The 25597-nt window shown below is 63.4% G+C and carries 27 protein-coding genes; 5 read left to right on the top strand and 22 right to left on the bottom strand.

The window, feature by feature from the left end; translation table 11 throughout:
• Nucleotides 1-16: 16 nt before the first annotated feature.
• The 7 genes from yidD to acnA form a co-directional block, all read right to left on the bottom strand.
• Nucleotides 17-226, bottom strand: coding sequence for a membrane protein insertion efficiency factor YidD (yidD, locus tag C7451_RS08335; protein WP_110298491.1), 210 nt, complete (start codon nt 224-226; stop codon nt 17-19).
• 94 nt (nt 227-320) lie between these two features.
• On the bottom strand, nt 321-689 hold the full coding sequence (rnpA, locus tag C7451_RS08330) for a ribonuclease P protein component (RefSeq protein WP_110298490.1): 369 nt from the start codon (nt 687-689) through the stop codon (nt 321-323).
• Between the two features lie 89 nt (nt 690-778).
• On the bottom strand, nt 779-913 hold the full coding sequence (gene rpmH, locus C7451_RS08325) for a 50S ribosomal protein L34 (RefSeq protein WP_060977424.1): 135 nt from the start codon (nt 911-913) through the stop codon (nt 779-781).
• Nucleotides 914-1029: 116 nt separating this feature from the next.
• A complete protein-coding gene (locus C7451_RS08320; protein WP_110298489.1) occupies nt 1030-1584 on the bottom strand; it encodes a VOC family protein in 555 nt (184 codons plus the stop codon).
• A gap of 1 nt (nt 1585) precedes the next feature.
• Nucleotides 1586-2230 carry a carboxymuconolactone decarboxylase family protein gene (locus C7451_RS08315; protein WP_110298488.1) on the bottom strand — a complete coding sequence of 215 codons (645 nt, stop codon included), beginning with the start codon at nt 2228-2230 and terminating at the stop codon, nt 1586-1588.
• Nucleotides 2231-2271: 41 nt separating this feature from the next.
• Nucleotides 2272-2928: a hypothetical protein gene (locus tag C7451_RS08310; RefSeq protein WP_167398479.1), complete on the bottom strand. Its 657-nt coding sequence runs from the start codon at nt 2926-2928 to the stop codon at nt 2272-2274.
• Nucleotides 2929-2936: 8 nt separating this feature from the next.
• On the bottom strand, nt 2937-5609 hold the full coding sequence (acnA, locus tag C7451_RS08305) for an aconitate hydratase AcnA (protein WP_110298486.1): 2673 nt from the start codon (nt 5607-5609) through the stop codon (nt 2937-2939).
• A 325-nt stretch (nt 5610-5934) separates the two neighbouring features.
• Here acnA and C7451_RS08300 point away from each other — a divergent pair, with 325 nt between their 5' ends.
• Nucleotides 5935-6423 carry a DUF1643 domain-containing protein gene (locus tag C7451_RS08300; RefSeq protein WP_110298485.1) on the top strand — a complete coding sequence of 163 codons (489 nt, stop codon included), beginning with the start codon at nt 5935-5937 and terminating at the stop codon, nt 6421-6423.
• Here the strand turns inward: C7451_RS08300 and C7451_RS19750 are convergent.
• The 4 genes from C7451_RS19750 to tldD form a co-directional block, all read right to left on the bottom strand.
• Nucleotides 6383-7222 (bottom strand): dCTP deaminase domain-containing protein, encoded by an 840-nt coding sequence (locus tag C7451_RS19750; RefSeq protein ID WP_146215315.1) that lies wholly within the window; start codon nt 7220-7222, stop codon nt 6383-6385. The two genes, C7451_RS08300 and C7451_RS19750, sit on opposite strands and share 41 nt — an antisense overlap.
• A 12-nt stretch (nt 7223-7234) precedes the next feature.
• Entirely contained in the window at nt 7235-7780 is a 546-nt protein-coding gene (locus C7451_RS08295; RefSeq protein ID WP_110298484.1) for a hypothetical protein, read from the bottom strand.
• Nucleotides 7781-7866: 86 nt separating this feature from the next.
• Nucleotides 7867-8190 (bottom strand): hypothetical protein, encoded by a 324-nt coding sequence (locus C7451_RS08290; RefSeq protein ID WP_110298483.1) that lies wholly within the window; start codon nt 8188-8190, stop codon nt 7867-7869.
• 224 nt (nt 8191-8414) lie between these two features.
• Nucleotides 8415-9842, bottom strand: coding sequence for a metalloprotease TldD (tldD, locus tag C7451_RS08285; RefSeq protein ID WP_110298543.1), 1428 nt, complete (start codon nt 9840-9842; stop codon nt 8415-8417).
• Between the two features lie 128 nt (nt 9843-9970).
• Between tldD and pepN the strand changes: the two genes are divergently transcribed.
• The 4 genes from pepN (at nt 9971) to C7451_RS08265 (ending at nt 16341) form a co-directional block, all read left to right on the top strand.
• Entirely contained in the window at nt 9971-12601 is a 2631-nt protein-coding gene (gene pepN, locus C7451_RS08280; protein ID WP_110298482.1) for an aminopeptidase N, read from the top strand.
• 165 nt (nt 12602-12766) lie between these two features.
• Nucleotides 12767-13531 carry a peptidoglycan editing factor PgeF gene (gene pgeF / locus C7451_RS08275; protein ID WP_110298481.1) on the top strand — a complete coding sequence of 255 codons (765 nt, stop codon included), beginning with the start codon at nt 12767-12769 and terminating at the stop codon, nt 13529-13531.
• 7 nt (nt 13532-13538) lie between these two features.
• A complete protein-coding gene (locus C7451_RS08270; protein ID WP_110298480.1) occupies nt 13539-14942 on the top strand; it encodes an SLC13 family permease in 1404 nt (467 codons plus the stop codon).
• 70 nt (nt 14943-15012) lie between these two features.
• A complete protein-coding gene (locus tag C7451_RS08265) occupies nt 15013-16341 on the top strand; it encodes a cystathionine gamma-synthase family protein (protein WP_110298479.1) in 1329 nt (442 codons plus the stop codon).
• Between the two features lie 38 nt (nt 16342-16379).
• Here C7451_RS08265 and C7451_RS08260 read toward each other — a convergent pair whose 3' ends face one another.
• The 11 genes from C7451_RS08260 to C7451_RS08210 all read right to left on the bottom strand — a co-directional run bounded on the left by C7451_RS08260 (nt 16380) and on the right by C7451_RS08210 (nt 25574).
• Complete coding sequence (locus C7451_RS08260; RefSeq protein WP_110298478.1) at nt 16380-17561, bottom strand: glycosyltransferase family 4 protein; 1182 nt, start codon at nt 17559-17561, stop codon at nt 16380-16382.
• A gap of 61 nt (nt 17562-17622) precedes the next feature.
• Entirely contained in the window at nt 17623-18552 is a 930-nt protein-coding gene (locus C7451_RS08255) for a hemolysin family protein (protein ID WP_110298477.1), read from the bottom strand.
• 91 nt (nt 18553-18643) lie between these two features.
• Nucleotides 18644-19138, bottom strand: coding sequence for an rRNA maturation RNase YbeY (gene ybeY / locus C7451_RS08250; protein ID WP_110298476.1), 495 nt, complete (start codon nt 19136-19138; stop codon nt 18644-18646).
• Between the two features lie 125 nt (nt 19139-19263).
• Nucleotides 19264-20364 (bottom strand): PhoH family protein, encoded by a 1101-nt coding sequence (locus C7451_RS08245; protein ID WP_244181738.1) that lies wholly within the window; start codon nt 20362-20364, stop codon nt 19264-19266.
• Nucleotides 20364-21743 carry a tRNA (N6-isopentenyl adenosine(37)-C2)-methylthiotransferase MiaB gene (gene miaB / locus C7451_RS08240; RefSeq protein ID WP_110298475.1) on the bottom strand — a complete coding sequence of 460 codons (1380 nt, stop codon included), beginning with the start codon at nt 21741-21743 and terminating at the stop codon, nt 20364-20366. Before miaB ends, C7451_RS08245 begins: the two co-directional genes overlap by 1 nt.
• Before the next feature lie 12 nt (nt 21744-21755).
• A complete protein-coding gene (locus C7451_RS08235) occupies nt 21756-22601 on the bottom strand; it encodes a lysophospholipid acyltransferase family protein (protein ID WP_110298474.1) in 846 nt (281 codons plus the stop codon).
• 8 nt (nt 22602-22609) lie between these two features.
• Nucleotides 22610-23032 carry a Fur family transcriptional regulator gene (locus tag C7451_RS08230; protein WP_060977413.1) on the bottom strand — a complete coding sequence of 141 codons (423 nt, stop codon included), beginning with the start codon at nt 23030-23032 and terminating at the stop codon, nt 22610-22612.
• 166 nt (nt 23033-23198) lie between these two features.
• On the bottom strand, nt 23199-23627 hold the full coding sequence (locus tag C7451_RS08225) for a Ros/MucR family transcriptional regulator (RefSeq protein ID WP_110298473.1): 429 nt from the start codon (nt 23625-23627) through the stop codon (nt 23199-23201).
• A 164-nt stretch (nt 23628-23791) separates the two neighbouring features.
• Nucleotides 23792-24313 (bottom strand): GNAT family N-acetyltransferase, encoded by a 522-nt coding sequence (locus tag C7451_RS08220; RefSeq protein WP_110298541.1) that lies wholly within the window; start codon nt 24311-24313, stop codon nt 23792-23794.
• Between the two features lie 5 nt (nt 24314-24318).
• Nucleotides 24319-24963 (bottom strand): tRNA (adenosine(37)-N6)-threonylcarbamoyltransferase complex dimerization subunit type 1 TsaB, encoded by a 645-nt coding sequence (gene tsaB / locus C7451_RS08215; protein ID WP_110298472.1) that lies wholly within the window; start codon nt 24961-24963, stop codon nt 24319-24321.
• Between the two features lie 11 nt (nt 24964-24974).
• A complete protein-coding gene (locus C7451_RS08210; protein WP_110298471.1) occupies nt 24975-25574 on the bottom strand; it encodes a malonic semialdehyde reductase in 600 nt (199 codons plus the stop codon).
• Nucleotides 25575-25597: the final 23 nt, after the last annotated feature.

The following is a 25597-nucleotide window of genomic DNA, read 5'->3' as shown; positions in this document are numbered from 1 at the left end:
GGGGCGCATTTGTGCATCAGGGCACCGGATCATCGCCGTGCCCGCCCCATGGGTGACAGCGCAATAGCCGCTTCATCGCCAGCCAGCCACCCTTAATCGCACCGTATTTCGTCAGCGCTTCGATGGCATATTGCGAGCAACTGGGGCTGTAGCGGCAGCTGGGCGGCAGCACCCGCGAGGGGCCGAGCTGCCAGGCGCGGGCGATGAGGATCAGGATCTGGCGCATTTATGCTCCATGCCCCCTGCCCTCGACCAGAACGCACCCGATGTGCCAGCGCCGTTAGACAGGTGCATGCGGGCGAACGACCGGCGACGCGGCATCAGCGCCTGCGCGGCTTGCCATGCTGCGGGCGGCGGTCCGAACTCGCCTTGCCTTCGCGCACCCGGGCGAGCGCGCGCTCGAGATCAGCCTTCATCGCGGCAAAGTCGCGGGTCAGTGCGTCGGTGCGCCCGATCAGCACATGATCTGCGCCCGCGATTCCGTGTTCGGGCAGCAACGCGCGCGCCAGCTCGCGAAAGCGCCGCTTGATGCGGTTGCGCACGACGGCATTGCCGGTCTTCTTGGTGACGGTATAGCCGATCCGCGCCTGCGCATTCTGGTCCGCGCGCGATTTCACCAGCAGCACGAAGCCCGGCGTGCCGACGCGCAGGCCCCCGTTGGCGGCGAGGAAATCGGAGCGTTGCCGCATGACAACGGGCGCCCCGGAGCCTTCCGGAGCGCCCGCATTGTCCGTGTCCAGATTACCGTGCGCGCCCGCAACCACGGGCGGCGGCCCGATCAGGCGCTCAGGCGCTTGCGGCCACGGGCACGGCGTGCACGCAGCACGGCGCGGCCACCCGGGGTCGCCATGCGCGAACGGAAACCATGGCGACGCGCGCGCACGAGATTGCTGGGCTGAAATGTGCGCTTCATGCGGCACTCCTGAAAAACGGTTGTGAATGATTCGCTGCGGAAACCGGCCGAGCCGTCCCCGCGAAAGTTGGGCGCATAAGGGGAGGGGTGTGGAAAGTCAAGCGCGCGCCGACCTTTCAGGCGGTTTGCGTTTCCGTGGCCACCCGCTCCTTGGCCAGCCATTGCCGCATCGACGCAGGCGGCGGCGAAGGATTCATCGTCCGTTCGTCGAGTGCCGCAAGCGCCCTTGCCCGGTCCGAATCGCTGAACGTGCCGGTGGTAAGGCAGAATTCGACCATATTGCCATTGGGATCGCGGGTGTAGATTGACCGGCACCAGTTGTGATCGATCTCGAGCACGTCGAGCCCCGCCGCGTTCCACTGGTCGCGCCGCGCGTCGAGCTCCTCGGCGCTGTGTACGGCAAAGGCGAAATGGTTGGTCCCCGGCGGCATGTGCGCCGCCTTGTTGAGGTTGAACTCGTGTGCCTCGGCCCCCGGCACCTCGTTCAGCTCCCAGAAGGCGATGAAGCTGCTGTCGTCACCGTCCATGCGGTAGAAGAAATGCTTGCCCCAGCCGCCACCCATCATCGGCGCAATCTCGACCTTGACCAGCTCGAAGCCGGTGATCCGCTCGTAGAAATCGTGGATCGCGGCCATGTCGCGCGCCGCCATGGCGAGATGATGATAGCTCATGTCAGTCCCGTTTCCGCCGATCGACCATGCCCATGACATCGGCGGTCGCGCCTTCGGATGCGGGCACCTCGGTCACCGGATCGTCGACATCGTCATATTCCAGCCGCAGCGCGCGGCTCATAACACCGTGCATCATATAGGTCGCGGTGACATAGGTCAGTTCGAGAATCTCTTCGTCCGAAAGCTCCGCCTTGAGCGCGGCGAACACGCCATCGGACACGCGGCCATGCTGCAGCACCAGCGCATCGGCATAGGCAAGCACGGCGCGCTGGATCGGGGTGAAGCAATCCGCCACGTGCCAGTGCGCGATCGCCTCGACCTGTTCCTCGCTGAGCCCGGCAAAGCGCGCCGCCTTCATGTGCTGCGAATAGACGAAGCGCGAACCCACGGCATAGCCCGCGCGGGTCTGGCCGAGCTCGCGCAAGGCGGGGTCGAGCATACGCTTGTCGGAGCGATAGAAGCCGAAGCCCTCTGTGGTATGGCGGAACGCATCGGGGACGAGCGCGAAGACCGTCCACCAGTTGCCCGGCGTGCCGGTCGCGGTACCCGGCTGCTCGACCGGATCGCGATCCCCGAACAAAGCGGTATAGAGCTTGCGCGCATAATCGTCCGCCTCGTCGCGCGGAACCTGGCGCAGGCGCGGCATCTAGCGGCTCCTCTGCTTCTCGGCCGGAGGAGCCGCGCCGGTCAATTCACCGCCTCGCAGGCTTCCAGCACCTTCATCGGATTGCCGAGCGGGCTGATGTCACGCAGCGCGAGCGAGAATTGCCGGATCATCGCGGCTTCGTCCGCAATCCCCGCCGCCTTCGCGCGCTCTTCGCTCAGTCCGGCGGCGAGCCTGTCCGCCAGCGCAGCGACGCGCTTGCCGAACGGGCTTTCGCCTGAGTCTTCCAGCTCGCTCTCGGCCATGCCGGCTAGATAACTGGTGAGGGCAAAGCACTGCATGTCGCGGGCAAAGGCATCGGACGGCAGGGTAACGACGCGTTTAGAGCTGATCAGCGGATAGCGGCTGGCGCATTGCGGCAGCAGCGCCGGCGCATCGGCGGCGAGCGTATCGAGATTGGGCGGGGGCAGACTGGCCGTGGCCTCGAGCTTCTCGGCGAATGTTTCGGGCGCGCCTTCCGTCTGCTGGCGGGTCAGGTCGAACAGGAACCAGCTCGCCTCGGCCAGAGCTTCGGTCTTGCCGCCGCCGGTCACCACGGCCGCGTAGAAACAGGTGAGACCGGCCTCTTGCGGATCCGCAGCCAGCCTTGCCGCGCGGGCCGGGGCCTGCTGCGCCGCCGCCATCGGGGACGCGCCAAGGGCCATCGCGGCGCCGAACAGCGCAACGATGGCCCGAGACACGATTGTCATCATGCAGCGAGCTTGCGCAGCACGTAGTGCAGGATGCCGCCGTTCATGAAATATTCGAGCTCATTGGCGGTATCGATGCGGCACAGCGCCTCGAAGCTGAAGGTCGAGCCATCGGCGCGCGTCACTTCGACCGTCACCTGCTGGCGCGGCTTGAGATCGGCAATGCCCCGAATCGTGAACGTGTCGTCACCGGTCAGGCCGAGGGTTTCACGCGTATCGCCATTCTGGAACTGCAGCGGAAGCACGCCCATGCCGACCAGGTTGGAGCGGTGGATACGCTCGAAGCTCTCGACGATCACCGCCTTGACGCCCAGGAGGTTGGTGCCCTTGGCCGCCCAGTCGCGCGACGATCCGGTGCCATATTCCTTGCCCGCGATCACGACCAGCGGCGTGCCATCAGCCTTGTGGCGCATGGCAGCGTCGTAGATCGGCATCACTTCCTGGCCGTAACGGCTCATGCCGCCCTCGATGCCCGGCACCATCTCGTTCTTGATGCGGATATTGGCGAAGGTGCCGCGCATCATCACCTCGTGATGGCCGCGGCGCGCGCCATAGCTGTTGAAATCGGCCTTGGCGACCTGATGCTCCATCAGCCACTTGCCAGCAGGGCTGTCCGCCTTGATCGACCCGGCAGGCGAGATGTGGTCGGTGGTGATCGAATCGCCCAGAATCGCGAGCGGCTTGGCCTCGACAATGTCGCCCACCGGCGCGGGGGTCATGCTCATGCCCTCGAAATACGGCGGGTTGGCAACATAGGTCGAGCCGGCGCGCCAGCTATAGGTTTCAGAGCCCTCGACATTGATCGCCTGCCAGTGCTCGTCACCCTTGTAGACATTGGCATAGCGCGCCTGGAACATCGAACGGTCCATGCACGATGCCATGGTGTCGGCGACTTCGAGATTGGTCGGCCAGATGTCCTTGAGGAACACGTCCTGGCCATTCTTGCCGGTGCCGATCGGGGTGGTGGTGAAATCCTCGATTACCGTGCCCTTGAGCGCATAGGCGACGACCAGCGGCGGCGAGGCCAGGAAGTTCGCGCGCACGTCGGGCGAGACGCGGCCTTCGAAATTGCGGTTGCCCGAGATCACGGCCGCAGCGACCAGGCCATTGTCGTTGATCGCCTTGCTGATCGGCTCTGCGAGCGGGCCCGAGTTGCCGATACAGGTGGTGCAGCCATAGCCGACCAGGTTGAAGCCGACCGCGTCGAGATGCGGCTGCAGCCCTGCCTTTTCGAAATAATCGGTGACCACCTGCGATCCCGGAGCGAGCGAGGTCTTGACCCAGGGCTTGGGACGCAAGCCCAGCTCGTTCGCCTTCTTGGCAACGAGGCCTGCGGCGACCATCACGCCGGGGTTCGAGGTGTTGGTGCAGCTGGTGATCGCGGCGATCATCACGTCGCCATCGCCGATGTCGAAATCCTTGCCCTCGACCGCGACGCGCTGGTTCGCCTTCTTGTAGGTCTCGGCCATGTCCTTGGCGAAGACATCGTCCACTTCCGTGAGGTCGACGCGGTCCTGCGGGCGCTTGGGACCGGCAAGCGAGGGGACGACGGTCGACATGTCGAGTTCGAGCGTGCTGGTGAACACCGGGTCCACCGCATCGGGTTCGATCCAGAAGCCCTGCTCCTTGGCATAGGCCTCGACCAGCGCCAGCGCGTCTTCATCGCGGCCCGTGAGGCGCATGTAATCGAGCGTCTTGTCGTCGATGCCGAAAAAGCCGCAGGTCGCGCCATATTCGGGGGCCATATTGGCCAGCGTCGCGCGGTCGGCAAGGCTCAGCGAGGCGAGGCCAGGGCCATAATATTCGACGAAGCGGCCGACCACGCCATGCTTGCGCAGCATGTTGGTGCAGGTGAGCACGAGGTCGGTTGCCGTCACGCCTTCGCGCAGCTGTCCGGTCAGCTTGAAGCCGACGACTTCGGGGATCAGCATCGAGACCGGCTGGCCGAGCATCGCGGCTTCCGCCTCGATCCCGCCGACGCCCCAGCCGAGCACGCCCAGGCCGTTGATCATCGTGGTGTGGCTGTCGGTGCCGACACAGGTATCGGGATAGGCGACGATCGCGCCGCTCTCATCGGTGCTGGTCCACACGGCCTGCGCGATGTTTTCCAGGTTCACCTGGTGGCAGATGCCGGTGCCCGGAGGAACCGCCTTGAAATTGTCGAGGCTCTTCGATCCCCATTTCAGGAAGTCGTAGCGCTCGCCATTGCGGTAATATTCGATTTCCACATTCTGCTCGAACGCCTTGGGATGGCCGAATTCGTCGACCATCACCGAATGGTCGATGACAAGGTGCACCGGGACCAGCGGGTTGATCTTGCTGGTATCGCCGCCCAGCTTGGCGATGGCATCGCGCATCGCGGCAAGATCGACGACGCAGGGCACGCCGGTGAAATCCTGCAGCAGCACGCGCGCGGGGCGATACTGGATTTCGGCATCGGACGAGGGGTTCTTCTGCCAGTCGACGATAGCCTGCGCGTCAGCGGTCGAAACGGTGAAGCCGCCATCCTCGAAGCGCAGCATGTTTTCCAGCAGCACCTTCATGCTGAACGGCAGGCGCGAGATGTCGCCCAGCTTTTCCGCCGCCTTGGTCAGCGAATAATAGGCGATGGTGCGTCCGCCCACTTCCATCGTCGCCCGGGTGCCGAGCGTGTCCAGTCCAACAGCGGTCATGTGGAGTCCCTTCCAGTTATGTGTCCCACGGCACCGAAGCGGTGCCCGATCTCAGGCGGTTCGTCACCGACAGGCCGGATGGGGACGCGCGCGACCATTTTTTGTGCGCGAAAGCCGGCGGGCCGATGCATCAACCGATAAGTCGGCCAAGCCCTTAGCGCAAGGTTCTGCGGCGGGGAAGGGGGGAGTGGGAAGCAACGGAATATGTGCGCCTGGTCGCTGCTGGACTTCGGGCGGCAACAACGCGAAGGGTGTAGCATCGCGTCCGCAGAATCGATTTTCCAAAGCAAAATGTTGGGCGGGGGTGCGAGAAGTGGAGTGTCGAATGTCTGCGGTGCTTAGCCCCTGCGAAAATTACCGCTACCGGTTGGAGCGCAATGTCAGCATGTTCGGACCCGTTGCGGCGGTCATTATGGTTAACCCGTCCACGGCCGACGCGGAAGTTGACGATGCCACGATCCGCCGGGTGGTCGGTTTCGGAAAACGGCTGGGTTGGTCGAAGGTCATCGTCGGCAATGTGTTTGCTTACAGGGCAACCGACATTCGGCATCTGGCTCGCGCAAGCGATCCTGTCGGTCCAGATAATGCTATGCATCTAAGGGAGATTCTGGAAGCAGCGGAAGTGACAATCGTCGCGTGGGGAACCCTCTCGAAATTGCCCGTTGGCCTCCGAGAGCAATGGCGTATCGTCTCCGAAACTGCAGAATCGCTGACGGTGCCGCTGAAATGTTTTGGGGTGACGAAAGATGGCCACCCTCGCCATCCTTTAATGATCAGTTACCAGACGGCTTTGGAGGATTGGTGCGGAGTTTAGGTTGAGCATCGGAGCTGGGAGTATGTTGAGGGACAGCAATGGCCGGGATGGGTTGCTCGATCCGTACTTCGTATTTGTCAGTTTTGACTCCTGGCCAAAGAGCCGCATAAGCAGCAAAAATACCCAGAATAGTGGCGAGCGCCGTAGCAACCGCTGTTGCAATATTGACTTGAGTAGTCAGTTTTTCGACTCGTAGAGAGAGTGATTGAAGTGAATGATTCTCACGCTTGATCTGATTTACTAAATCATTAGGAATTTCAGCATAACCGACGCTCGTTTTAATGTGCTGTTTACGACCATCAGCCTTCACCCCTTTGAACGAAAGATCAGCAATCCATAAGAGAAACAGGTGTTCGCCTCTAGCGAAATGTAAAGCCGTCGGTCCTGCATTAAAAACCGAAAAAATAAGCTTACCTTTAAAGCCAGGATCGACGTGAAAGCCCGAAACGTTGATCAGGCCGCCAAATTTCGGCTTCGACTTCAAAGAAATAAAGCCCATTGCATCAGGTGGAATTGATACCGTTTCTTCTGTGAGGAGAAATGCGAATTGTCCTGGTGGGATTACAACCTGGCCACCACCTTGAGTTCTCTGAACTCCCCGGATATCCACCAATTCAGGCTTTGCAAGTTGCTGCTTTCCTCCCTCGCGCAAGTTGTCTCCGAAATGTGGGGTGACGTAAGCCTCTGCGCCTAAGGTTAGGGTGTAGGCAGAGCAATCAATCCTATCCTGTTGGAAAGGATCCACAATCTGTTGAGTCACGCCGTCTGTTGAAAGACGCTGACCACTCCAGAAAGTCATCGTAATCGGTACCTATATCTTTCCGTGGAAGATGGATTTGGCCTTGACCGGCGCCAGTCGTTTCTCCCTTTCCTGCGCCAGCAACCAGCCTTCTGCGTCAAACAAATCGATGCAGGCTCTTAAGATTGAGAGAACTTCAGCAGTTATGGCCGCTCTAAACGGAAAATCCTCTAGGTGATCGAGCCGCTCACACGCGCCGGCCATGCGTCCAGCGGCGATGGCAAGGCGCTTCGCAAAACCTTCCCTAGCGCTATCCGAACTTGCGCAATCGAGTCCTTCTGTCGTCAGATCGATATTGAGAATGTTAGCACTGGAGATGGCAATGATCAGCGAGTCTGTCGCCACCTTCTTGAACGTCAAATTGCTAGAATCTTCCTGCAAACGCCCTGCGTATTTTGCGAAATGCAAAGCCATGTGCCGCAAACGATCCTGAACCGAAAGACGGCTAATTTCGCGATGATACTTTTCATCGTGCTCGAACTGAGCGAGTTGCACCTCCGCCCAATCGACGGCTGCGCACTTTCGTGGTGAGCCAACGTTCACAACTGACAGCGCCATATCAAACACCTAACCCCAACATCACGCCTTGATCTGCCTGACGGCACAACCCAAACGCCTTATTGTCCCACTTTCACCTGTGGGAATCAATCTTGATTCCCATCAAACAGCGACTTTTCCAGCCATTTCTCCGACAGCTCAGCCTGAAAGAGAATCCAGGCAGCCTCATCTGACCCCATGCCAAATTTGCTAATGTGTACCGCAAAAGAATCTTTGAGCGACATCGTGCTCAGGCGCGCCGTCACCCGTTCACGTCCTTTTTTCAAGGCGGCGTACCTGTGCTTGGTTCGAAGCCAGGCAAGCCTGTGACAGTTTAGTTCCCGCAATACGAGCAAGGATACGAGGACTGAACGCTTCACACCCAGATTTTCTGCATACGAGGACAAATTGGTCGCTTCCTCAGCGGACATATAGCAACCAATCTGTGGCTTGGCCGAAGGGCTATCTCGATCTTGTGGCACAACTCTCTCGACTCAGGGGTTCGACGTTAGCAGGTTTTGCGCTGTCTGCAGCATGCCAACTTTGCTCATCGCAGGAATGATCCTGAGTGCCTTGGCGGCCTTGGATCAAATTCGAGTCCAGCCAGCACCCCCACAACTTCGCGCCGAAATTTCGATGGCATTTGAGGACAGCACTATCCCCCAGTCCCACCCACCGTCAGCCCGCTGACCAGCAAGCTGGGCTGGCCCACGCCTGCGGGCACGCCCTGGCCCCCCTTGCCGCAGACGCCGACGCCTTCATCGAGGGCGAAGTCGTTGCCGATGCCGGTGACCTTGGTGAGCACCGTCGGGCCGTCGCCGATCAGCGTTGCGCCCTTGATCGGTGCGCCGAGCTTGCCGTTCTCGACGCGGTACGCCTCGGTGCAGGTGAAGACGAACTTGCCCGAGACGATATCGACCTGGCCGCCGCCGAAGCTCCTGGCGTAGATGCCGTTCTTGACGCGGCTCAGAAGCTCTGCCGGATCGTCGTTCCCTGCGCGCATGAAGGTGTTGGTCATGCGCGGCATCGGGGCGTGGGCATAGGATTGGCGGCGGCCGTTGCCGGTCGGGGCGACGCCCATCAGGCGGGCGTTGAGGCGGTCCTGCATGTATCCGCGCAATATGCCGTTTTCGATCAGCACATTCTCCTGCGTGGGCGTTCCCTCGTCGTCAATGCTGAGCGAGCCGCGCCGGTCCTGGATCGAGCCATCGTCGACCACGGTGACGCCATCGGCGGCGACGCGCTGGCCGATGCGGCCCGAAAAGGCGCTGGTACCCTTGCGATTGAAATCGCCTTCCAGCCCGTGCCCGATCGCCTCGTGCAGGATGATGCCGGGCCAGCCGGGGCCGAGCAGCACGGTCATCTCGCCCGCAGGTGCTGCCACGCTCTCGAGATTGGTCAGCGCCTGCGCCAGCGCCTCGTCGATGGCGCGGTTCCACGCGGCGTCCTCGAACATCGTATCGTAAAGGTAACGCCCGCCCATGCCGAAGCTGCCGACCTCGCGCCGCTCGCCGCTCTGCGCGACGATCGACACGTTGAGCCGCACCAGCGGGCGGACATCGGTGGCGACAAAGCCATCGGCGCGCACCACCTCGACGACCGACCAGCTGCCGACCAGGCTCGCGGTGACCTGCGCGACGCGCGGGTCGCGCGCGCGCGCGGCGGCATCAATCTTTTCGAGCAGCGCGATCTTGGCCTCGAACGGGATCGATTCGAGCGGGTTGCCATCGGTGTACAGGTGCCGGTTGTTCTTGCGCGGCGGCGGGGCGGCTTCGCCCTTGGCGGGATCGAGCAGCTTCAAGGTTTCGGCGGCGCGGCGGATGCCCGCAGCGCTGACATCATTGGCATGGGCAAAGCCGGTCATCTCGCCCGAAACGCCGCGCAGGCCGAAGCCTGAATCGGTCGAATAATCGGCGGTCTTGAGCCGGCCGTCATCGAAGACAAAGCTCTCGCTGGCCGCATATTGCAGGTAGAGCTCGCCGTCGTCGCAGGCTTTCAGCGCATCGAGGGTGATCGCCTGCGCGGTATCGGGGTCGAGCGCATCGGCGCGGTAGAGGAACGAGCGAGGGTCTGTCTGGGTCATGCCCGACATATGCGCCCTCACCTGCGATTAGGGAAGAGGGGCACAGGTCCTGTCCCTCCCGTAAGCCAGTCGCGCCATCGGGACACTGGCCGATTGTGCATTCCCGGCCCGCGCACTAGAGTTCGCCCATGGCCGATATCCAGACCGCAACCGCCCATCCCGCGATGCAGGACCCCCCGGTAATCTACCGGGCCGATTATCAGCCGCCCGACTGGCGGGTGGAAACGGTGGCGCTGGAGTTCGATCTGGACCTCTCGGCGGCCGAGGTTCACGCGACGCTCGCCCTGGTCCGCAATGGCGCGCACGATCGCCCGGTACGGCTCGATTGCGATGGCCCGCTGCCGCAGACGCTTGATCTCGATGGCCAGCCGGTCAACTGGCGCAGCGAAGGCCATGGCATCGCTTTCGACGTGCCCACCGATCGCGCGACAGTGACGCTCACCACCCGCATCGCGCCCGATACCAACACTCAGCTCATGGGCCTGTTCGCCTCGAACGGCATGCTGTGCACCCAGTGCGAGGCCGAAGGCTTTCGCCGCATCATCCCGTTCATCGACCGTCCCGACAATATGGCGGTCTATGAGGTGCTGCTGCGCGCCGACAAGCGCCGGTTCCCGGTACTGCTGAGCAACGGCGCGCTGGTCGAATCGGGCGATCTGGAGGACGGCCGCCATTATGCCCGCTGGCACGATCCGCATCCCAAGCCGAGCTATCTGTTCGCGCTGGTGGCGGGCGATCTTATGGCAACGCGCGACAGTTTCACGACCAAGAGCGGGCAGACGGTCGATCTCGCCATCTTCGTGCGCGCAGGCGACGAGGGGCGCACCGCGCATGCGATGCAGGCGCTGAAAGCCTCGATGGCCTGGGATGAGCGCGTCTATGGTCTGGAATATGACCTGCCGGTGTTCAACATCGTCGCGGTCAGCGATTTCAACATGGGGGCGATGGAGAACAAGGGCCTCAACATCTTCAATTCGCGTTACATCCTCGCCGATCCCGATACCGCGACCGATTATGACTATGACGCGATCGAGGGCGTGGTCGCGCACGAATATTTCCACAACTGGTCGGGCAACCGCGTTACCTGCCGCGACTGGTTCCAGCTGAGCCTCAAGGAAGGCTTCACCGTCTATCGCGACCAGTGCTTTTCTGCCGACATGGGGTCGGAGGCGGTCAAGCGGATCGAGGATGTGCGGATGCTGCGCGCCAGCCAGTTTCCGGAGGACGCCGGCCCGCTCGCCCATCCGATCCGGCCCGACAGCTATATGGAGATCAGCAACTTCTACACCTCCACCGTCTATAACAAGGGGGCGGAGGTCATCCGCATGATGGCAACCATGGCGGGCCCCGAGCGGTTTCGCGCCGGTTGCGACCTCTATTTCCGGCGGCATGACGGGGAGGCTGCGACTTGCGAAGATTTCGTCCGCGCGATGGAGGAGGGGGCTTCGCTCGACCTCACGCAATTCCGCCGCTGGTACGAACAGGCGGGCACGCCGCAGGTCCAGGCGCGGCTCGAACATGATGCCGCCACCGGCACCGCGACGCTGCACCTCAGGCAGAATTTTGCGGCCACGCCGGGCCAGCCGGTCAAGCCGCTGATGCCGATCCCGCTGCGCACCGCCTTGATCGACCGCGACATGAAGGCGCATCGCGGCGAGACGCTGGTGATGCTGACCGAGGCCGAACAGAGCTTGCAGTTCGAAGGTTATGCGCGCGCGCCGGTGCTCTCGATCAACCGCGGCTTTTCCGCGCCGGTGAATCTGGATGTCGCCAGGGCAAGCGGCGACCTGGCGTTTCTGGTGCGCCACGATGACGATCCGTTCGCGCGCTACGAAGCGTTGCAGCAACTGGTCATCGACCGGCTGATCGCAGACATTGCCGCCCTGGACGGCCCCGGCGGGGCAGAGGACCATGCGGTCTCCCTGGACGAGATCATCGCGGTGTTCGGCGATCTGGTGAGCGACCAGCGCATCGACGATTCGATGCGCGCGGAGATTTTGAGCCTGCCGACCGAAGCATTTCTGGGCGAACAGATGCTCGTCGTCCGGCCCGAGGCGATCCATGCCGCGCGGCGCGCTCTGCGCAAGGCGATCGGATTGCGGCTGCTCGATCCGTGGCGCATCGTGCACGAACGCGCGTCGGCTGTGCCCTATTCGCTCAGCCGCGAGGCGCGCGGTGCGCGCAAGGTGAAGTCGCTCGCGCTCGGCTATATCGCGTCTGCCGAAGCGAGCGATGCGGCGGCTATCGCGTTCGATCAGTTCGCGCGCGCCGACAACATGACCGACCGCCAGGGTGCGCTCGCCATACTCGCCAGCATGCAGGCCGACGAGCGCGAGACCGCGCTCGACAGCTTCTACAACCGCTATCAGGGCAATGCCCTGGTCATCGACAAATGGTTCTCGCTGCAGACCGGTTCGGCGCATCCGCGGGTGCACGAACAGATGCTCGAGCTCATCCGGCACAAGGATTTCACGCTGACCAACCCCAACCGGGTACGCGCGCTCTACTGGCCGTTCGTTTCGAACCAGGCGGTGTTTCACGAGGCGAGCGGGCGCGGCTATGAGCTGCTGACCGATCTGGTGCTCAAGCTCGATCCGCTCAATCCGCAAACGACCGCGCGCTTCATCGCGCCTCTGGGCCGCTGGCGGCGGTTCGACGAAGCGCGCGCTGGCATGATGCGCGGGTGCCTGGAGCGAATCCTGGCCCAGCCTGGATTGTCCAAGGACGTGACCGAACAGGTGGTGAAGAGCCTTGAGTAAAGCCAAGATTCCGAACCGTCACCACGCAATGGGACAATTGTCTCAGCAAACTCGGTCGTCATTCCCGCGAAAGCGGGAATCCCGCTTGTTATCGCCAACTCATGCCATAAGCGGGACCCCCGCGTTCGCGGGGGTGACGAGACAGGTATTCAGGACAACAGCGCCATGAGCGTCCCCCTCCTCACCTCGCCTGCTCTCGGTGCAATAGCGCATGGCTTTACCGGTCGGCGTGGCGGGGTTTCGACCGGGCTTGTCGCTGGGCTCAATGTCGGGCTGGGATCGGATGATGACCCGCAAGCGGTGCAGGAGAACCGGCGGCGCGCGGCCGAGGCGATCCTGCCCGGTTCGACGCTGGTGACGCTGCACCAGGTGCACAGCGCCGATGTGGTGCGGGTCAATGCCGCGATCGGGGTCGACGAACGGCCGAAAGCGGACGCGATGGTCACCGACCGGCCGGGTATTCTGCTCGGCGTGCTGGGCGCCGACTGCCCGCCGATCCTGTTTGCCGACACGCACGCGCAGATCATCGGTGCGGCGCATTCGGGCTGGAAGGGCGCGTTTGCCGGTGTTGGCGAGGCGACAGTGGCCGCGATGGAGCGCATGGGCGCGCATCGCGAGGCCATCGTTGCGGCGATCGGCCCATGCATCCAGCAGAAAAGCTATGAGGTCGATCCAGGCTTCCTGCGCCGATTCTGCGAGGCCGATCCGGAAAATGAACGCTTTTTCCGCGAAGGCCGCAGCGACCATTACCAGTTCGACCTTGAGGGCTATATCGCGGCACGGCTTGCCGCCTGCGGCATCGGTACGGTGCACATGAGCGGGGTCGATACCTATTCGGACGAGCAGGGCTATTACAGCTTCCGCCGCGCCACCCATCGCGGCGAGCCCGATTACGGACGCCAGATGGGGGCGATCGGCTTGCGGGGATGACGGTGCGTTGACCAATATCTGGGGGCTTGTCACCGGCATCATCGGATTCGCGCTGACGCTCATCCTGCCCGCGCCTGCAGGCATGGACGCGGCCGCCTGGAGCACGGCGGGCCTGGTCTTCTGGATGGCGGCGTGGTGGATGACCCAGGCCGTGCCGCTGACCGTCACCGCGCTGCTGCCGTTCATCGTGCTGCCGCTGACCGGGGTGATGAGCGCCAACGACATCGCCGCCGAATATTATTCACCCATCCTCTTCCTGATCCTGGGCGGAGCATTCCTGGCGCTGGCGATCGAGCGGGTGGGGCTGCACAAACGGCTCGCGCTTGCCATCGTCAACCGGTCGGGCAACACCTCGGCGCACCTGCTGTTCGCCTTCATGATCGCCACCGCGACGCTGTCGCTGCTCATCTCCAACACCTCGACCACGCTGATCATGGTGCCGATTGCGAGCGCAGTGCTGGTCGCGGGCGGGGTGGAGGAGGGGGAGAGCGAGGGCCTGCCGGGCGCGCTGATGATGGGCATCGCCTTCGCCGCTTCGATCGGCGGACTGGGCACCTTGGTCGGATCGCCTACCAATGCGATTGCCGCCGGACTGCTCGAAAAGACCACCGGGCTGCAGATCGGCTTTGCCGAATGGGCGGCCTATGGCATGCCGATCGTCATCCTCTCGGTCCCGATCGCCGCGTTCATCCTAGCCCGCGTGCAGAAGCTCTCCGCAAATCCTTTCGATGTCGATGCAGCACGCACCGCGATCGCGCGCCAGGCCGACTGGAGCGTTCCCGAAAGGCGTCTGGTCCCGGTGATCGTTCTCGTCGTGCTCGCGTGGATCGTCCAGCCCTGGCTCAGCGATATGCTGCCGGCCGGTGCGCTGACTGATGGCAGCATTGCGGTCATCGCGGGCATCGCGCTGTTCATCCTTCCCGATGGCACCGGCCGGCCGATGCTGGTGTGGAAGGAGGCGAACCGCGCGCCCTGGGATGTCATCATGCTGTTCGGCGGCGGGCTGGCACTGGCTGCGGGGATAGGCGAATCCGGGCTGGATCGCTGGATCGGCAGCGCGCTCGAACCGCTGGCAGGCGTGCCGCTGATCGTCATCGCGCTGGCGCTGACCGGGCTGGTCGTTCTGGTGACCGAATTTGCCAGCAATGTCGCCACGGCGAGCGGGGTGATGCCCGTCGTCGCCAGCCTGATCGTCACCCTGGGCGTCGATCCTGTGCTGCTGGCGATGCCGGTGGCGATGGCGGCGAGCTGGGGCTTCATGCTGCCCTCGGGCACAGGACCCAATGCCATCGCCTGGGCCAGCGGCAACATAGCGCTGCCGCGCCAGCTCAAGGCCGGGTTCTGGCTAGATCTTGCGGGCGTTCCCCTGATGGTCGGCACGATCTGGTTGGTTTCCTTTGTAATCAGTTGAGCGCTCGGGCATAGTTGCGGGCATGACAAGGGACGGGGAAAAGCTCCGCCCAGACCGCAGGAACCCATTCATGACCGACACCCCGATCAAGCCGATCGCCACCCCCACGCCGCGCCGCAAGCCCAAGCCCGAAGTGGGCAAGCTCGGCGGTCGCAAGCTCAAGCCCTCGACGCTGATGATGGGCCATGGCTTCGACCCCGTGCTGTCCGAAGGCTCGCTGAAGGCGCCGATCTTTCTTACAAGCACCTTCGCGTTCGAGAATGCAGCGGCGGGCAAGCGCCATTTCGAAGGGCTGACCGGCAAGCGCCCCGGCGGCGCGGAGGGCCTGGTCTATTCGCGCTTCAACGGCCCCAATCAGGAAATTCTGGAAGACCGGCTGAGCATCTGGGACGATGCCGAGGACGCGCTTGTCTTTTCGAGCGGCATGTCCGCGATCGCCACCCTGCTGCTCGCCTATTGCAGCAACAGTGACGTGATCGTGCATTCCGGCCCGCTTTATGCGGCGACCGAGACGATGATCGCGCGCATCCTCTCGCGCTTCGGCATCACCTATCTCGACTTCCCCGCCGGCGCGACCCGCGAGGAAATCGATGCGGTGCTCGAACAGGCGAAGGACATGGCGGCGAAGCAGGGCGGCCGCGTCGCGATGATCTATCTCGAAAGCCCCGCCAACCCGACCAATGCGCTGGTCGATATCGAAGCGGTGGCGGCATCGCGCGATGCGGTGCTGGGCGAGGCCCAGATCCCGACGCCGATCGCGATCGACAACACGTTCCTCGGGCCCTTGTGGCAGCAGCCGCTGCACCATGGCGCGGACATCGTGGTCTACAGCCTCACCAAATATGTCGGAGGGCACAGCGATCTGGTGGCAGGCGGCCTGTCGGGCGCGAAGCGCTGGATGGATCCGGTGCGCGCGCTCAGGAACACCATCGGCACGATCTGCGATCCCAATACCGCCTGGATGCTGATGCGCTCGTTGGAGACGGTCGAGCTGCGCATGACCCGCGCGGGCGAGAATGCGGCCAAGGTCTGCGCATTCCTGGCGCAGCATCCCAAGGTCGAGGGGCTGGGTTATCTCGGCATGATCCAGGATGCCCGCCAGCAGGACATTTTCGACCGCCATTGTTCGGGAGCGGGATCGACCTTCTCGCTGTTCATCAAGGGTGGTGAGGCGGAGAGCTTCCGGTTTCTCGATTCGCTTCGCCTCGCGAAGCTGGCGGTGAGCCTGGGCGGCACCGAGACGCTGGCGAGCCATCCGGCGGCAATGACGCACCTTTCCGTCCCCGATGCGCGCAAGGCGGCGCTCGGCATTACCGACAATCTGGTACGCATCTCGATCGGCGTGGAGGATCCCGACGATCTGATCGCCGATTTCGAACAGGCGCTCGAAACAGTCTGATCGCGAATGCGGTCCCCGGTGCGTCCGGGGACCGTTTCTTAGCGGATGGCGCGATAGGGCACGCCGCCACTACCCGCCTGACGCTGGCGGATCAGACGGATATAGGTCTCCGCCAGCCCCCGGTTGATCCGATCCCAGCTGTATTTCTCGCTGCGCTTGAGGCCCGCCTGACCATGGGCAAGGCGAAGCTCCGGATTGCCGCAATAGGCCTGCAGCGCATCGGCGAACTCCACGGTCGCGCCGGGGCGGACGAGCTGGCCGGTGACATTGTGCTCGACCAGGCTCTCGCTGCCGGTTGCACGCGCAGCGACCACCGGCACGCCGCTGGCCATGGCCTCGAGCGTGACATTGCCGAAGGTTTCGGTGATCGAAGGATTGAAGAACAGGTCCATGCTGGCGACCGCACGGCCCAGATCCGTGCCACCCTGAAAGCCTGCGAACACCGCCCTGGGCAGCCGCGATTCGAACCAGCTGCGCGCGGGCCCTTCGCCCACCACCAGCACCTGATGCGGCACCTGGCGGCGCACCAGCCGGTCGATCGTGTCGGAAAAGACGTCGAGCCCCTTTTCCATCACCAGCCGGCCGAGAAAGCCGATCACCGGCACGTCGTCCTGAAGCCCGAGCGACCGGCGCCAGTCCATGTCGCGCATGTCCGGATTGAAGATGTGCTTGTCGACGCCGCGCGACCAGATGCCGACATCATAGCTCATCCGCTGTTCGCGCAGCACCTGGGCCATCGAATCGGATGGCGCAACGATTGCGTCGCACTTGCGGTACAGGCGGCGCAGGATCGCCTCCAGCACCGGCTCAAGAAACGCCATGTTGTAATAGCGCGGATAGGTCTCGAAACGCGTGTGCACCGATCCCAGCACCGGGACCTTGTGCCGCTGTGCCCAGCGCACGGCGCTGTGCCCGGCGCTGTCGGGGCTGGAAACGTGCACGATATTGGGCGCAAACCGGTTCAGGTCCTTCTTGATCCGGGGCGGCAGGATTGTCGTCACGCGATATTCGCTGCGTCCGGGTATCGGCAGCGAGGGCAGGCTGACCAGATCGCCCGCCGGTTCGAACGCAGGCGTCTTCGTCGTCGGCGAATAGACGCGCACCCGCGCGCCATTTTCCAGCAGCCAGCCGACCAGCCGGTTGAGCGCCTGGTTCGCACCGTCGCGGACGTAGTTGTAGTTGCCGCTGAACAGCGCAATGCGGAGATCGGAAATGTCCATGATCGGCTCGCCTTAGGCCCGGTTTGATCCAAAAGCCAGCATTTGCGGGCCAATGGAACGATCAGACCTCTGCCTCGACCGGTTGCGGTGGCGGCAGCAGGCGGATGCGGGTGACGCGGCGTTCGTCGCCATCGACGATTTCCAGCCGCCAGCCGCTCTGATGTTCGAGCATGCGGCCCGGAGCCGGCACCTCGCCCGCCAGCATGAAGGCGAGCCCCCCCAGAGTATCGACCTCGTCGTCGATCTCGCCCAGCGCCGGATCGACCAGCTTGGCAACATCGTCGAGCTCGGCACGGGCATCGGCTTCCCACGCGCCGTTCTCGCCCGGGGTCACCAGCGTTTCGGGCTCGTCGTCATGCTCGTCCTCGATATCGCCGACAATCTCCTCGACCAGATCCTCGATCGTCACCAGCCCTTCGGTGCCCGAATATTCGTCGATGACAATGGCAAGGTGCGTGCGCGTCTGGCGCATTTCGGCCAGCAGGTCGAGCACCCCCATGGTTTCCGGCACGAAGCGCGGCTGGCGGATCAGATTGTCCCAGCTTGTCGGCCGCGGTCCGTTGGCGGCGATGATCGGGAAGACGTCCTTGATATGGACCATGCCGACGATGTGATCGAGCGAGCCCTCATAGACCGGCACCCGGCTATGGCCGTGTTCCGCGAAGATTTCCACCAGGGCGTCGAAACTCGCATCCTTGTCGATCGCGATGATGTCGCTGCGCGGCACCGCGACATCATCGACATCATGCTCGCTGAAATGCAGCAGGTTGCGCAGCATCTCCCGCTCTATGCGGGACAGGTCGCCGCGCGACGATGCACTGTCGGCATCGTCATCCTCCTCATGCTCGTCAATGGCCTCTTCGAGCTGGGCACGGAGCGACTGATCATGATGTTCTCCGAACAGCAGGGCCTTCAAGCCCCGCCATATTCGCCCCGAACCTTCGTCCTGTGCGGCGGATTTCCCCCCGCCGTTACTGTCTCCGTCTGCCATGACTGGCTGTTTCTTAACCCCGCTCTTGGTTGTACTGGGAAGGCAGCATGCAATTACGCCTGCTTAATATGGCCAGTTCAATATGGCCAAATCAATATGGATTGTCGATGCCCAGATTGGCAAGCGCTTTCACTTCCAGCGCCTCCATGATCCCGGCATCGGCCTCCTCGATATGGTCATGCCCCAGCAGGTGCAGCATGCCGTGCGCGACCAGATGGGTCGCATGGGCGAGGAGCGCAATGCCCTTTTCCTCCGCCTCGCGCGCGCAGGTTTCGAAGGCGAGCATGATGTCGCCGAGCAGCACTTCACCGTCATCGGTATTGGCAAGCGCCGCAAAATCATCGGGATCGATCATCGGGAAGGACAGGACGTTGGTCGGCTTGTCCTTGTCCCGGTAATCGCGGTTGAGTGCCTGGATTTCATCGTCGCTGCCGAAATGCACGCTGATCGAGACGGTGAACCGGGCCTGCGCCAGCGACCCTTGCGCGCTGACCGCGAGAGCGGCCGAGACAGCGCGCGCGGCCAGCCCTTCCCAGTCGGTATCGCCGGGCCAGATAGGGTCGACAGAGGTTTCGGTCTCGATCATGGGGCTATCCCGATCCCTTCGTCATTCCCGCGAGAGCGGGAATCCCGCTATTCTTTCAATCAAGCGTAAGAAGCGGGACCCCCGCCTGCGCGGGGGTGACGGATAGAAAGCAGCCGAGGTACGCCTCACGCATCCTTGCCCTCATAGGCCTCGACGATGCGCCCGACGATCGGATGGCGCACCACGTCCGCCGCCGTGAAGCGCACGGTGCCGATGCCCTGCACGCCTTCCAGCCGTCCGACCGCATCCGCGAGGCCCGACGCACCGACCCCGCCGGGCAGGTCGACCTGTTTGGGGTCGCCGCAGATGACCATCCGGCTGTTCATGCCAAAGCGGGTGAGGAACATCTTCATCTGTGCAGGCGTGGTGTTCTGCGCCTCGTCGAGGATGATGAAACTGTCCGCCAGCGTGCGGCCGCGCATGAAGGCGAGCGGCGCAATCTCGATCTCGCCGCTGGCGATCCGGCGCTCGACCTGCTCGGCGGGCAGCGTGTCGTAGAGCGCATCGTAGAGCGGGCGGAGATAGGGATCGACCTTCTCCTTCATGTCGCCGGGCAGAAAGCCCAGCCGCTCGCCTGCCTCGACCGCCGGGCGCGAGAGGATCAGCCGGTTGACCGTGCCGGTAATCAGCTGGCTCACCGCCTGTGCCACCGCGAGATAGGTCTTGCCTGTGCCCGCCGGGCCCAGCGCGAAGATCACGTCATCGCGCACCAGCGATCGCATATACTCGGTTTGCGTGGCCGACCGCGGCACGATGGTCTTCTTGCGCGTGCGGATCATGATGCCGGGCGGGTCGGCCACCTCGGAGCGGACAATGCCCTCCAGCGTCGGTTCGGCCGACATGGTGATCAGCGCGTCGACCGCGCCCTCGTCGATATCCAGCCCCTGCTCGATCCGCTTGTGCAGGCCGACCAGCACATCGCGCGCCCGCGCCGCAGCTTCGGCCTCGCCCTCGATCTGGATTCGGTTGCCCCGCGCCTGGATATAGACGCCCAGCCGGTTCTCGATCGCTACCAGATTCTTGTCGAACTGGCCAAACAGCGGGCCAAGCAGCGTCGGCTCGTCAAACTCGACCCCGATCCGCGCCTTGTTGGCGGGTTCTGGCCGGTTGAACGGAAAGTCGCTGCCATAGACCGGCGAAAGCTGGGTCGACTGCGGATCGCGCTTGCCGCGAAACTTGGTCGAATCGCTGCCGCGACCGCCACCCGGCCCCTGCTTGCGCGCCATCAGGCCGTCACCAGCGCGAGCGGTTCGCCAGCAAGGCTGTTCGGCCCGGCAGAGACGATCTCTACCTCGATCATGTCGCCGATACTGGCGCCTTCCTGCGTCACATGCACCGATTGCAACCATGGCGACTTGCCGACCAGCTGGCCCGGCTTGCGCCCGGTCCGCTCGAGCAGCACCTGCATCCGCTTGCCCACCGTCGCCAGATTGAAGGCATGCTGCTGGGCATTGAGCAGGTCCTGCAGACGCTGCAGACGCTCGTCCATGATTTCGGCGCTGATCTGATCCTCCATATCGGCAGCGGGCGTGCCCGGGCGCGACGAATATTTGAAGCTATAGGCCTGGGCGTAATCGGTGGCGCGCACGATATCGAGCGTCGCCTGGAAATCCGCCTCGGTCTCGCCGGGAAAGCCGACGATGAAATCGCCCGACATGGCGATATCGGGCCGGGCGGCGCGCACCTTGTCGATCAGCTTCAGATAGCTCGCCGCCGTGTGGCTGCGGTTCATGGCCTTGAGGATGCGGTCGCTTCCGGCCTGTACGGGCAGGTGCAGATAGGGCATCAGCTTGGGGATGTCGTGATGCGCGGCGATCAGCGCATCGGTCATGTCATTGGGATGGCTGGTCGTGTAGCGGATGCGCTCAAGCCCGGCCATGTCCGCCAATGCCTCGATCAGCCCTTCGAGCCCCTTGGCCCGTCCCCGGTCGTCCTCGCCCGTCCAGGCGTTGACGTTCTGGCCGAGCAGCGTGATTTCCTTCACCCCTGCATCGACCAGCGCGCGCGCCTCTGCCACCAGATCGGCATAGGGACGGCTGATTTCGGCGCCGCGCGTATAGGGCACCACGCAATAGGTGCAGAACTTGTCGCAGCCTTCCTGCACGGTGAGGAAGGCCGAAGGCCGCTGCTGGCGCGCACGGCCAGGCAACAGGCCGAACTTGGTGGCCGCCGGCATGTCGGTGTCGATGGCGGTTTCGCCCTTGCGCGCCTGCTCGATCAGCTGCGGCAACCGGTGATAGGCTTGCGGGCCGACGACGATATCGACGCTTCTTGCACGCCGGGCAATTTCCTCGCCCTCGGCCTGCGCGACGCAGCCTGCGACCGCGATCATCGGCTTGGATCCGTCCTCGCGGCGCAGGCGACCGATATCCGAATAAACGCGTGCGACCGCCTTTTCGCGGATATGGCAGGTGTTGAGGATGACGAGATCCGCCTCGTCGCGCGTTTCCGCCTGCGCCATGCCTTGCGCCGCCAGCATCTCGCCCATGCGCTCGCCGTCATAGACGTTCATCTGGCAGCCGAACGAGGTGACGAAATAGCGGCGGGGCGCGTCTGCTGGCGTTTCAGGCGCGGAGACGGAGGATGTATCGAAAGTGTCGGTCATGAATGCGTCAGGCTATACAGCCGGTTCGCGGCCCAAGGAAGCACAAAGCGCCGCATCGATGCGCGCCCGCGCCTCGGCTGCAATCGCCTTGCGGCCGGGAAAATCGGCGGGGCTGAACGGTTCGAGAAAATGCAGCGTCACCCAGAAGCTGCCCCGCCGCGTGAACAGCCTCAGCGCATTGTTGGGTGCCGTCTCTTCCCCGACCCAGGCGATGTCATGCGCGTTGGCCCCGTAATCGAGATACATGGGCTGGACCAGCACTTCGGGCGGCGGAGGATCGAGCACCTGCAGCAGCGGCGACTTGAACGGCAGCAGCGTGCTGCCATCGGTCGTGGTGCCTTCGGGGAAGATGGTGATCGCCCAGGTCTCGGCCAGCGCATCGCGCAGTTCGTTGATCTGCCCGGCAATGCCCAGCCGGTTGGTGCGCGAGACGAAGACCGTGTCGTTGAGCTTGCACAGCCAGCCGATCACCGGCCAGCTCTTGATCCCGTCCTGCGCGACAAATGCACTGCCATTGCGCCCCGCGATGACAGGAATATCGAGCCAGCTCAGATGATTGGAGATATAGAAGACGTCCCGCTTGAGCGGCGTGCCGACCACGCGGACCTTGGCTCCGCAAGCGCGCCCGACGCCGCGCAGGAACAGCTTGGGCCAGGGATTGGACAACCGAAGCGTGCGCCAGACATAATAGAGCGGGACGCAGACGATCAGCATCAGCACGATCGCCAGAACGCGCAGGGACAGGCGCACGCGCCCGATCAGCCCCGGATCGCGCCAGTGCAGATGCGCCATGTCTGGCGTATCGGGATAGAGCGGTGCGGGCTTCGGGGCGACCGGCGCAGCTTCGGCCTCGCTCATGCGCGGGCTCAATCCTTGCGGTCGAGCGCGACGCCGTACAATTCCATGCGATGATCGACCAGCCGATAGCCGAGGCGCTCGGCGATCAGCTTCTGCAGCGCTTCGAGTTCCGGATCGACGAATTCGAGCACCTTGCCGGTCTCGACATCAATCAGATGATCGTGATGCGCTTCCGGGGCGGCTTCATACCGCGCCCGGCCATCGCCGAAATCGTGCCGATCGAGAATGCCGGCCTCTTCGAACAGACGCACCGTCCGATACACCGTGGCGATCGAGATGCGCGGGTCGATGGCCGAGGCGCGCTCGTGCAACCGTTCGACATCGGGATGGTCATCGGCTTCGGACAGCACGCGCGCGATCACACGCCGCTGATCGGTGATCCTGAGGCCGCGATCGGCGCACAGCGCCTCCAGGTCGATTTTCTGGCGCATGCTGCCCCTTTGAATGCCTTTGCTGGTTCTAGTCCGGCTCGTCGCACGACGTCATGCGAAGACGGACCGGCGCCGGAAACCCAGTTCCTGCGCCTGTCGCTCAACTTATCGCGCAACGCCGCAATTGCAACCGCCCGTGACGCAAGCACGGCCGGTTGCGGCCAGGTTATTTCGCCGTGCGCTTGCCCGGCTTGCGGCCCAGGCCGATCTTCTTGGCGAGTTCGCGACGCGTGGCGGCATAATTGGGCGCAACCATCGGGTAATCCGCCGGCAGGCTCCAGCGCGTGCGATATTCTTCGGGCGTCATGTTGTAATGCGTCATCAGATGCCGCTTGAGCATCTTGAGCTTCTTTCCGTCTTCCAGGCAGACGATATAATCGGGCTTCACCGATGCGCGGATCGATACTGCCGGTTCGGGAAGCTCGGGCTCTTCTGCTGTCTCGCCGGGGGTAAGACCGTTCAGCGCGCGATGTACGTTCTCGATAAGTCCGGGAATATCCGAAACGGCCACGCTGTTGTTGCTGACATGAGCCGCAACAATATCGGCTGTAAGCGTAATCAGCGTTTCATGCATGTCGATTTCTGTATCTGCCATGGTCCATCATCCTGTTTCTTTTTGTGAATTGCGACCGCTAATTCCGCCAATTGGTCTGGCAGAGGCGATATGCAAGACCGATTGACCCACGTCAACGCTCTTAAGCACCTCGGAAAAAACGGGTAGCATATACTAACATTTTGGGAGCTATTCGATTACTGTATTTAACCCAGTGCCATAGCCATGGTCAAGGCATCATATCGGCAACTATCTGTCCCTATGTAGTAATCTTTACGTAAACCGATAGGCTGGAAGCCAAATTTTGAATAAAGACGAATCGCGGGATTATTGGACCGCATTTCAAGATGAAGCTGCGACACGCCGGCTTCTCGCGCATTCTCTAGAACCTGACCCAGCAAGATCGTTGCCGCGCCAAATTGACGCCATTTTGGGGCGACCGCGATCAGCAGCAATTCTTCCTCGTCGGCGACACGGCGCGTCATGGCAAAGCCCACCGGTTCGCCGCTTTCCTCCAACTCGCTAGCAATCGTTTCCAGAAGCAGTACGTGGGTCAGCGGCAGCGCCAGCATCGATCGGGTCTGGCTGTGGTTCCAGGCCTCGCCGTATCGCGGGTCAAAGGCCTGCTGCATGACCTGCATGATCGGACCAAGCGCGTCTTCCGCCGCAAGTCCGTCGATCAGCTGGAAGGCTGGCGCACTCGACGTTCGGGGCGGCGGGGACTCCATCTCGATCACCGTGGCGCTTGCATGGCCATGGGCTTGGCATCGGCACCCCGGCCATAGATCGGATCGGCGGGAAGGCTCCGGGCCGCCTCGGTCAGCAACAGGGCCTGGCGCGCATCGGGCAGCAGCGCCACCGCAGTTCCGAAGCCGCGCGCTGCGACAAGCGTCTCGGCCATGCTTCCGGCCACGAGCTCGTGCCCGCACACTGCATGTGCCGCATCGGGCAGCAGCGAGGCAAGCGGGCCGAGCGCCGCGCCCTCCCGTCCGAAGCTCTGGACGAAATATTCGCCGTGACCGCCCGTCATCACCACATCGACAGCGTCGGCATCCGGATGGGAGGCCAGCGCAGTGGCGGCCACCAGGCTGTGCGTGGCATAGCCGCTCACCGGGACATTCCAGGCGAGCGCCAGAGCGCGCGCCGCCGCAAGGCCGACACGCACGCCGGTGAAGCTGCCCGGCCCGCAATTGACCAGGATCGCGTCGGCGCGGCCGCGTTGCGGCAGGGTGGCAATCATCGGCACAAGGCGTTCGGCATGACCGCGCCCCATGACCGCATGTTCGCTGGCCAGCAGTTCGTCACCGGCAAAAAGGGCAACGGAACAGGCTTCGGTTGCCGTGTCGATGACCAGCAGCTTATGGGGTTCGGGCGGCATACCCGAAGCCGCTAGCGGATTGTATTGAACCGGTCAAAACCGGGACGCGGGCTGCGACCGAAAATGGTCGACGGATCGCCATGGCCCAGCGTCGAGATGAAGTTGGACTTCACGTTCGGCTGATCGGCAAAGAAGGCCTTGTCGACGGCGGCATTGTCGAAGCCCGACATCGGGCCGGTATCGAGACCGAGCGCGCGCGCAGCGAGGATGAAATAGGCGCCCTGGAGCGAGGAGTTGCGCAGTGCCGAGATGCGGCGGAACTCGGCCTTGTCGTCGCCGGTGAACCAGCTGCGCGCATCGGTGTGGGGGAAGAGCTCGGGCAGCAGCTCGTGAAATTCCAGGTCCATGCCGATCACGACGCTGACCGGTGCGGCCAGGATCTTCTTGGCATTCGCCTCCATGCAGCAGGCGGCGAGCTTCTGCTTGGCCTCGTCGGACACGCACCATACCATTCGCGAAGGCAGCATGTTGGCCGACGTCGGCCCCATCTTCATCAGGTCCCAGATCGCATGCAACTGCTCGGTGCTGACCGGCTGATCGGTATAGCCATTATAGGTGCGTGCGGTGCGGAACAGCTGATCGAGCGCGGCATCGTCGAGCGGTGCGGACATGGGGGAGCTTTCTGGGTCGGGGG

It is taken from the genome of Blastomonas natatoria (genome assembly GCF_003201955.1).
GTDB lineage: Bacteria > Pseudomonadota > Alphaproteobacteria > Sphingomonadales > Sphingomonadaceae > Blastomonas > Blastomonas natatoria.
Note: the sequence above shows the minus strand (reverse complement) of the source record. Positions and strands in the feature narration are given on the sequence as shown.

Bases quoted from the DNA above. Each gene is read 5' to 3' on its own strand.
- yidD (WP_110298491.1), bottom strand. From the start codon at position 226: ATGCGCCAGATCCTGATCCTCATCGCCCGCGCCTGGCAGCTCGGCCCC.
- rnpA (WP_110298490.1), bottom strand. From the start codon at position 689: ATGCGGCAACGCTCCGATTTCCTCGCCGCCAACGGGGGCCTGCGCGTC.
- rpmH (WP_060977424.1), bottom strand. From the start codon at position 913: ATGAAGCGCACATTTCAGCCCAGCAATCTCGTGCGCGCGCGTCGCCAT.
- C7451_RS08320 (WP_110298489.1), bottom strand. From the start codon at position 1,584: ATGAGCTATCATCATCTCGCCATGGCGGCGCGCGACATGGCCGCGATC.
- C7451_RS08315 (WP_110298488.1), bottom strand. From the start codon at position 2,230: ATGCCGCGCCTGCGCCAGGTTCCGCGCGACGAGGCGGACGATTATGCG.
- acnA (WP_110298486.1), bottom strand. From the start codon at position 5,609: ATGACCGCTGTTGGACTGGACACGCTCGGCACCCGGGCGACGATGGAA.
- C7451_RS08300 (WP_110298485.1), top strand. From the start codon at position 5,935: ATGTCTGCGGTGCTTAGCCCCTGCGAAAATTACCGCTACCGGTTGGAG.
- C7451_RS19750 (WP_146215315.1), bottom strand. From the start codon at position 7,222: ATGACTTTCTGGAGTGGTCAGCGTCTTTCAACAGACGGCGTGACTCAA.
- C7451_RS08295 (WP_110298484.1), bottom strand. From the start codon at position 7,780: ATGGCGCTGTCAGTTGTGAACGTTGGCTCACCACGAAAGTGCGCAGCC.
- C7451_RS08290 (WP_110298483.1), bottom strand. From the start codon at position 8,190: ATGTCCGCTGAGGAAGCGACCAATTTGTCCTCGTATGCAGAAAATCTG.
- tldD (WP_110298543.1), bottom strand. From the start codon at position 9,842: ATGACCCAGACAGACCCTCGCTCGTTCCTCTACCGCGCCGATGCGCTC.
- pepN (WP_110298482.1), top strand. From the start codon at position 9,971: ATGGCCGATATCCAGACCGCAACCGCCCATCCCGCGATGCAGGACCCC.
- pgeF (WP_110298481.1), top strand. From the start codon at position 12,767: ATGAGCGTCCCCCTCCTCACCTCGCCTGCTCTCGGTGCAATAGCGCAT.
- C7451_RS08265 (WP_110298479.1), top strand. From the start codon at position 15,013: ATGACCGACACCCCGATCAAGCCGATCGCCACCCCCACGCCGCGCCGC.
- C7451_RS08260 (WP_110298478.1), bottom strand. From the start codon at position 17,561: ATGGACATTTCCGATCTCCGCATTGCGCTGTTCAGCGGCAACTACAAC.
- C7451_RS08255 (WP_110298477.1), bottom strand. From the start codon at position 18,552: ATGGCAGACGGAGACAGTAACGGCGGGGGGAAATCCGCCGCACAGGAC.
- ybeY (WP_110298476.1), bottom strand. From the start codon at position 19,138: ATGATCGAGACCGAAACCTCTGTCGACCCTATCTGGCCCGGCGATACC.
- C7451_RS08245 (WP_244181738.1), bottom strand. From the start codon at position 20,364: ATGGCGCGCAAGCAGGGGCCGGGTGGCGGTCGCGGCAGCGATTCGACC.
- miaB (WP_110298475.1), bottom strand. From the start codon at position 21,743: ATGACCGACACTTTCGATACATCCTCCGTCTCCGCGCCTGAAACGCCA.
- C7451_RS08235 (WP_110298474.1), bottom strand. From the start codon at position 22,601: ATGAGCGAGGCCGAAGCTGCGCCGGTCGCCCCGAAGCCCGCACCGCTC.
- C7451_RS08230 (WP_060977413.1), bottom strand. From the start codon at position 23,032: ATGCGCCAGAAAATCGACCTGGAGGCGCTGTGCGCCGATCGCGGCCTC.
- C7451_RS08225 (WP_110298473.1), bottom strand. From the start codon at position 23,627: ATGGCAGATACAGAAATCGACATGCATGAAACGCTGATTACGCTTACA.
- C7451_RS08220 (WP_110298541.1), bottom strand. From the start codon at position 24,313: ATGGAGTCCCCGCCGCCCCGAACGTCGAGTGCGCCAGCCTTCCAGCTG.
- tsaB (WP_110298472.1), bottom strand. From the start codon at position 24,963: ATGCCGCCCGAACCCCATAAGCTGCTGGTCATCGACACGGCAACCGAA.
- C7451_RS08210 (WP_110298471.1), bottom strand. From the start codon at position 25,574: ATGTCCGCACCGCTCGACGATGCCGCGCTCGATCAGCTGTTCCGCACC.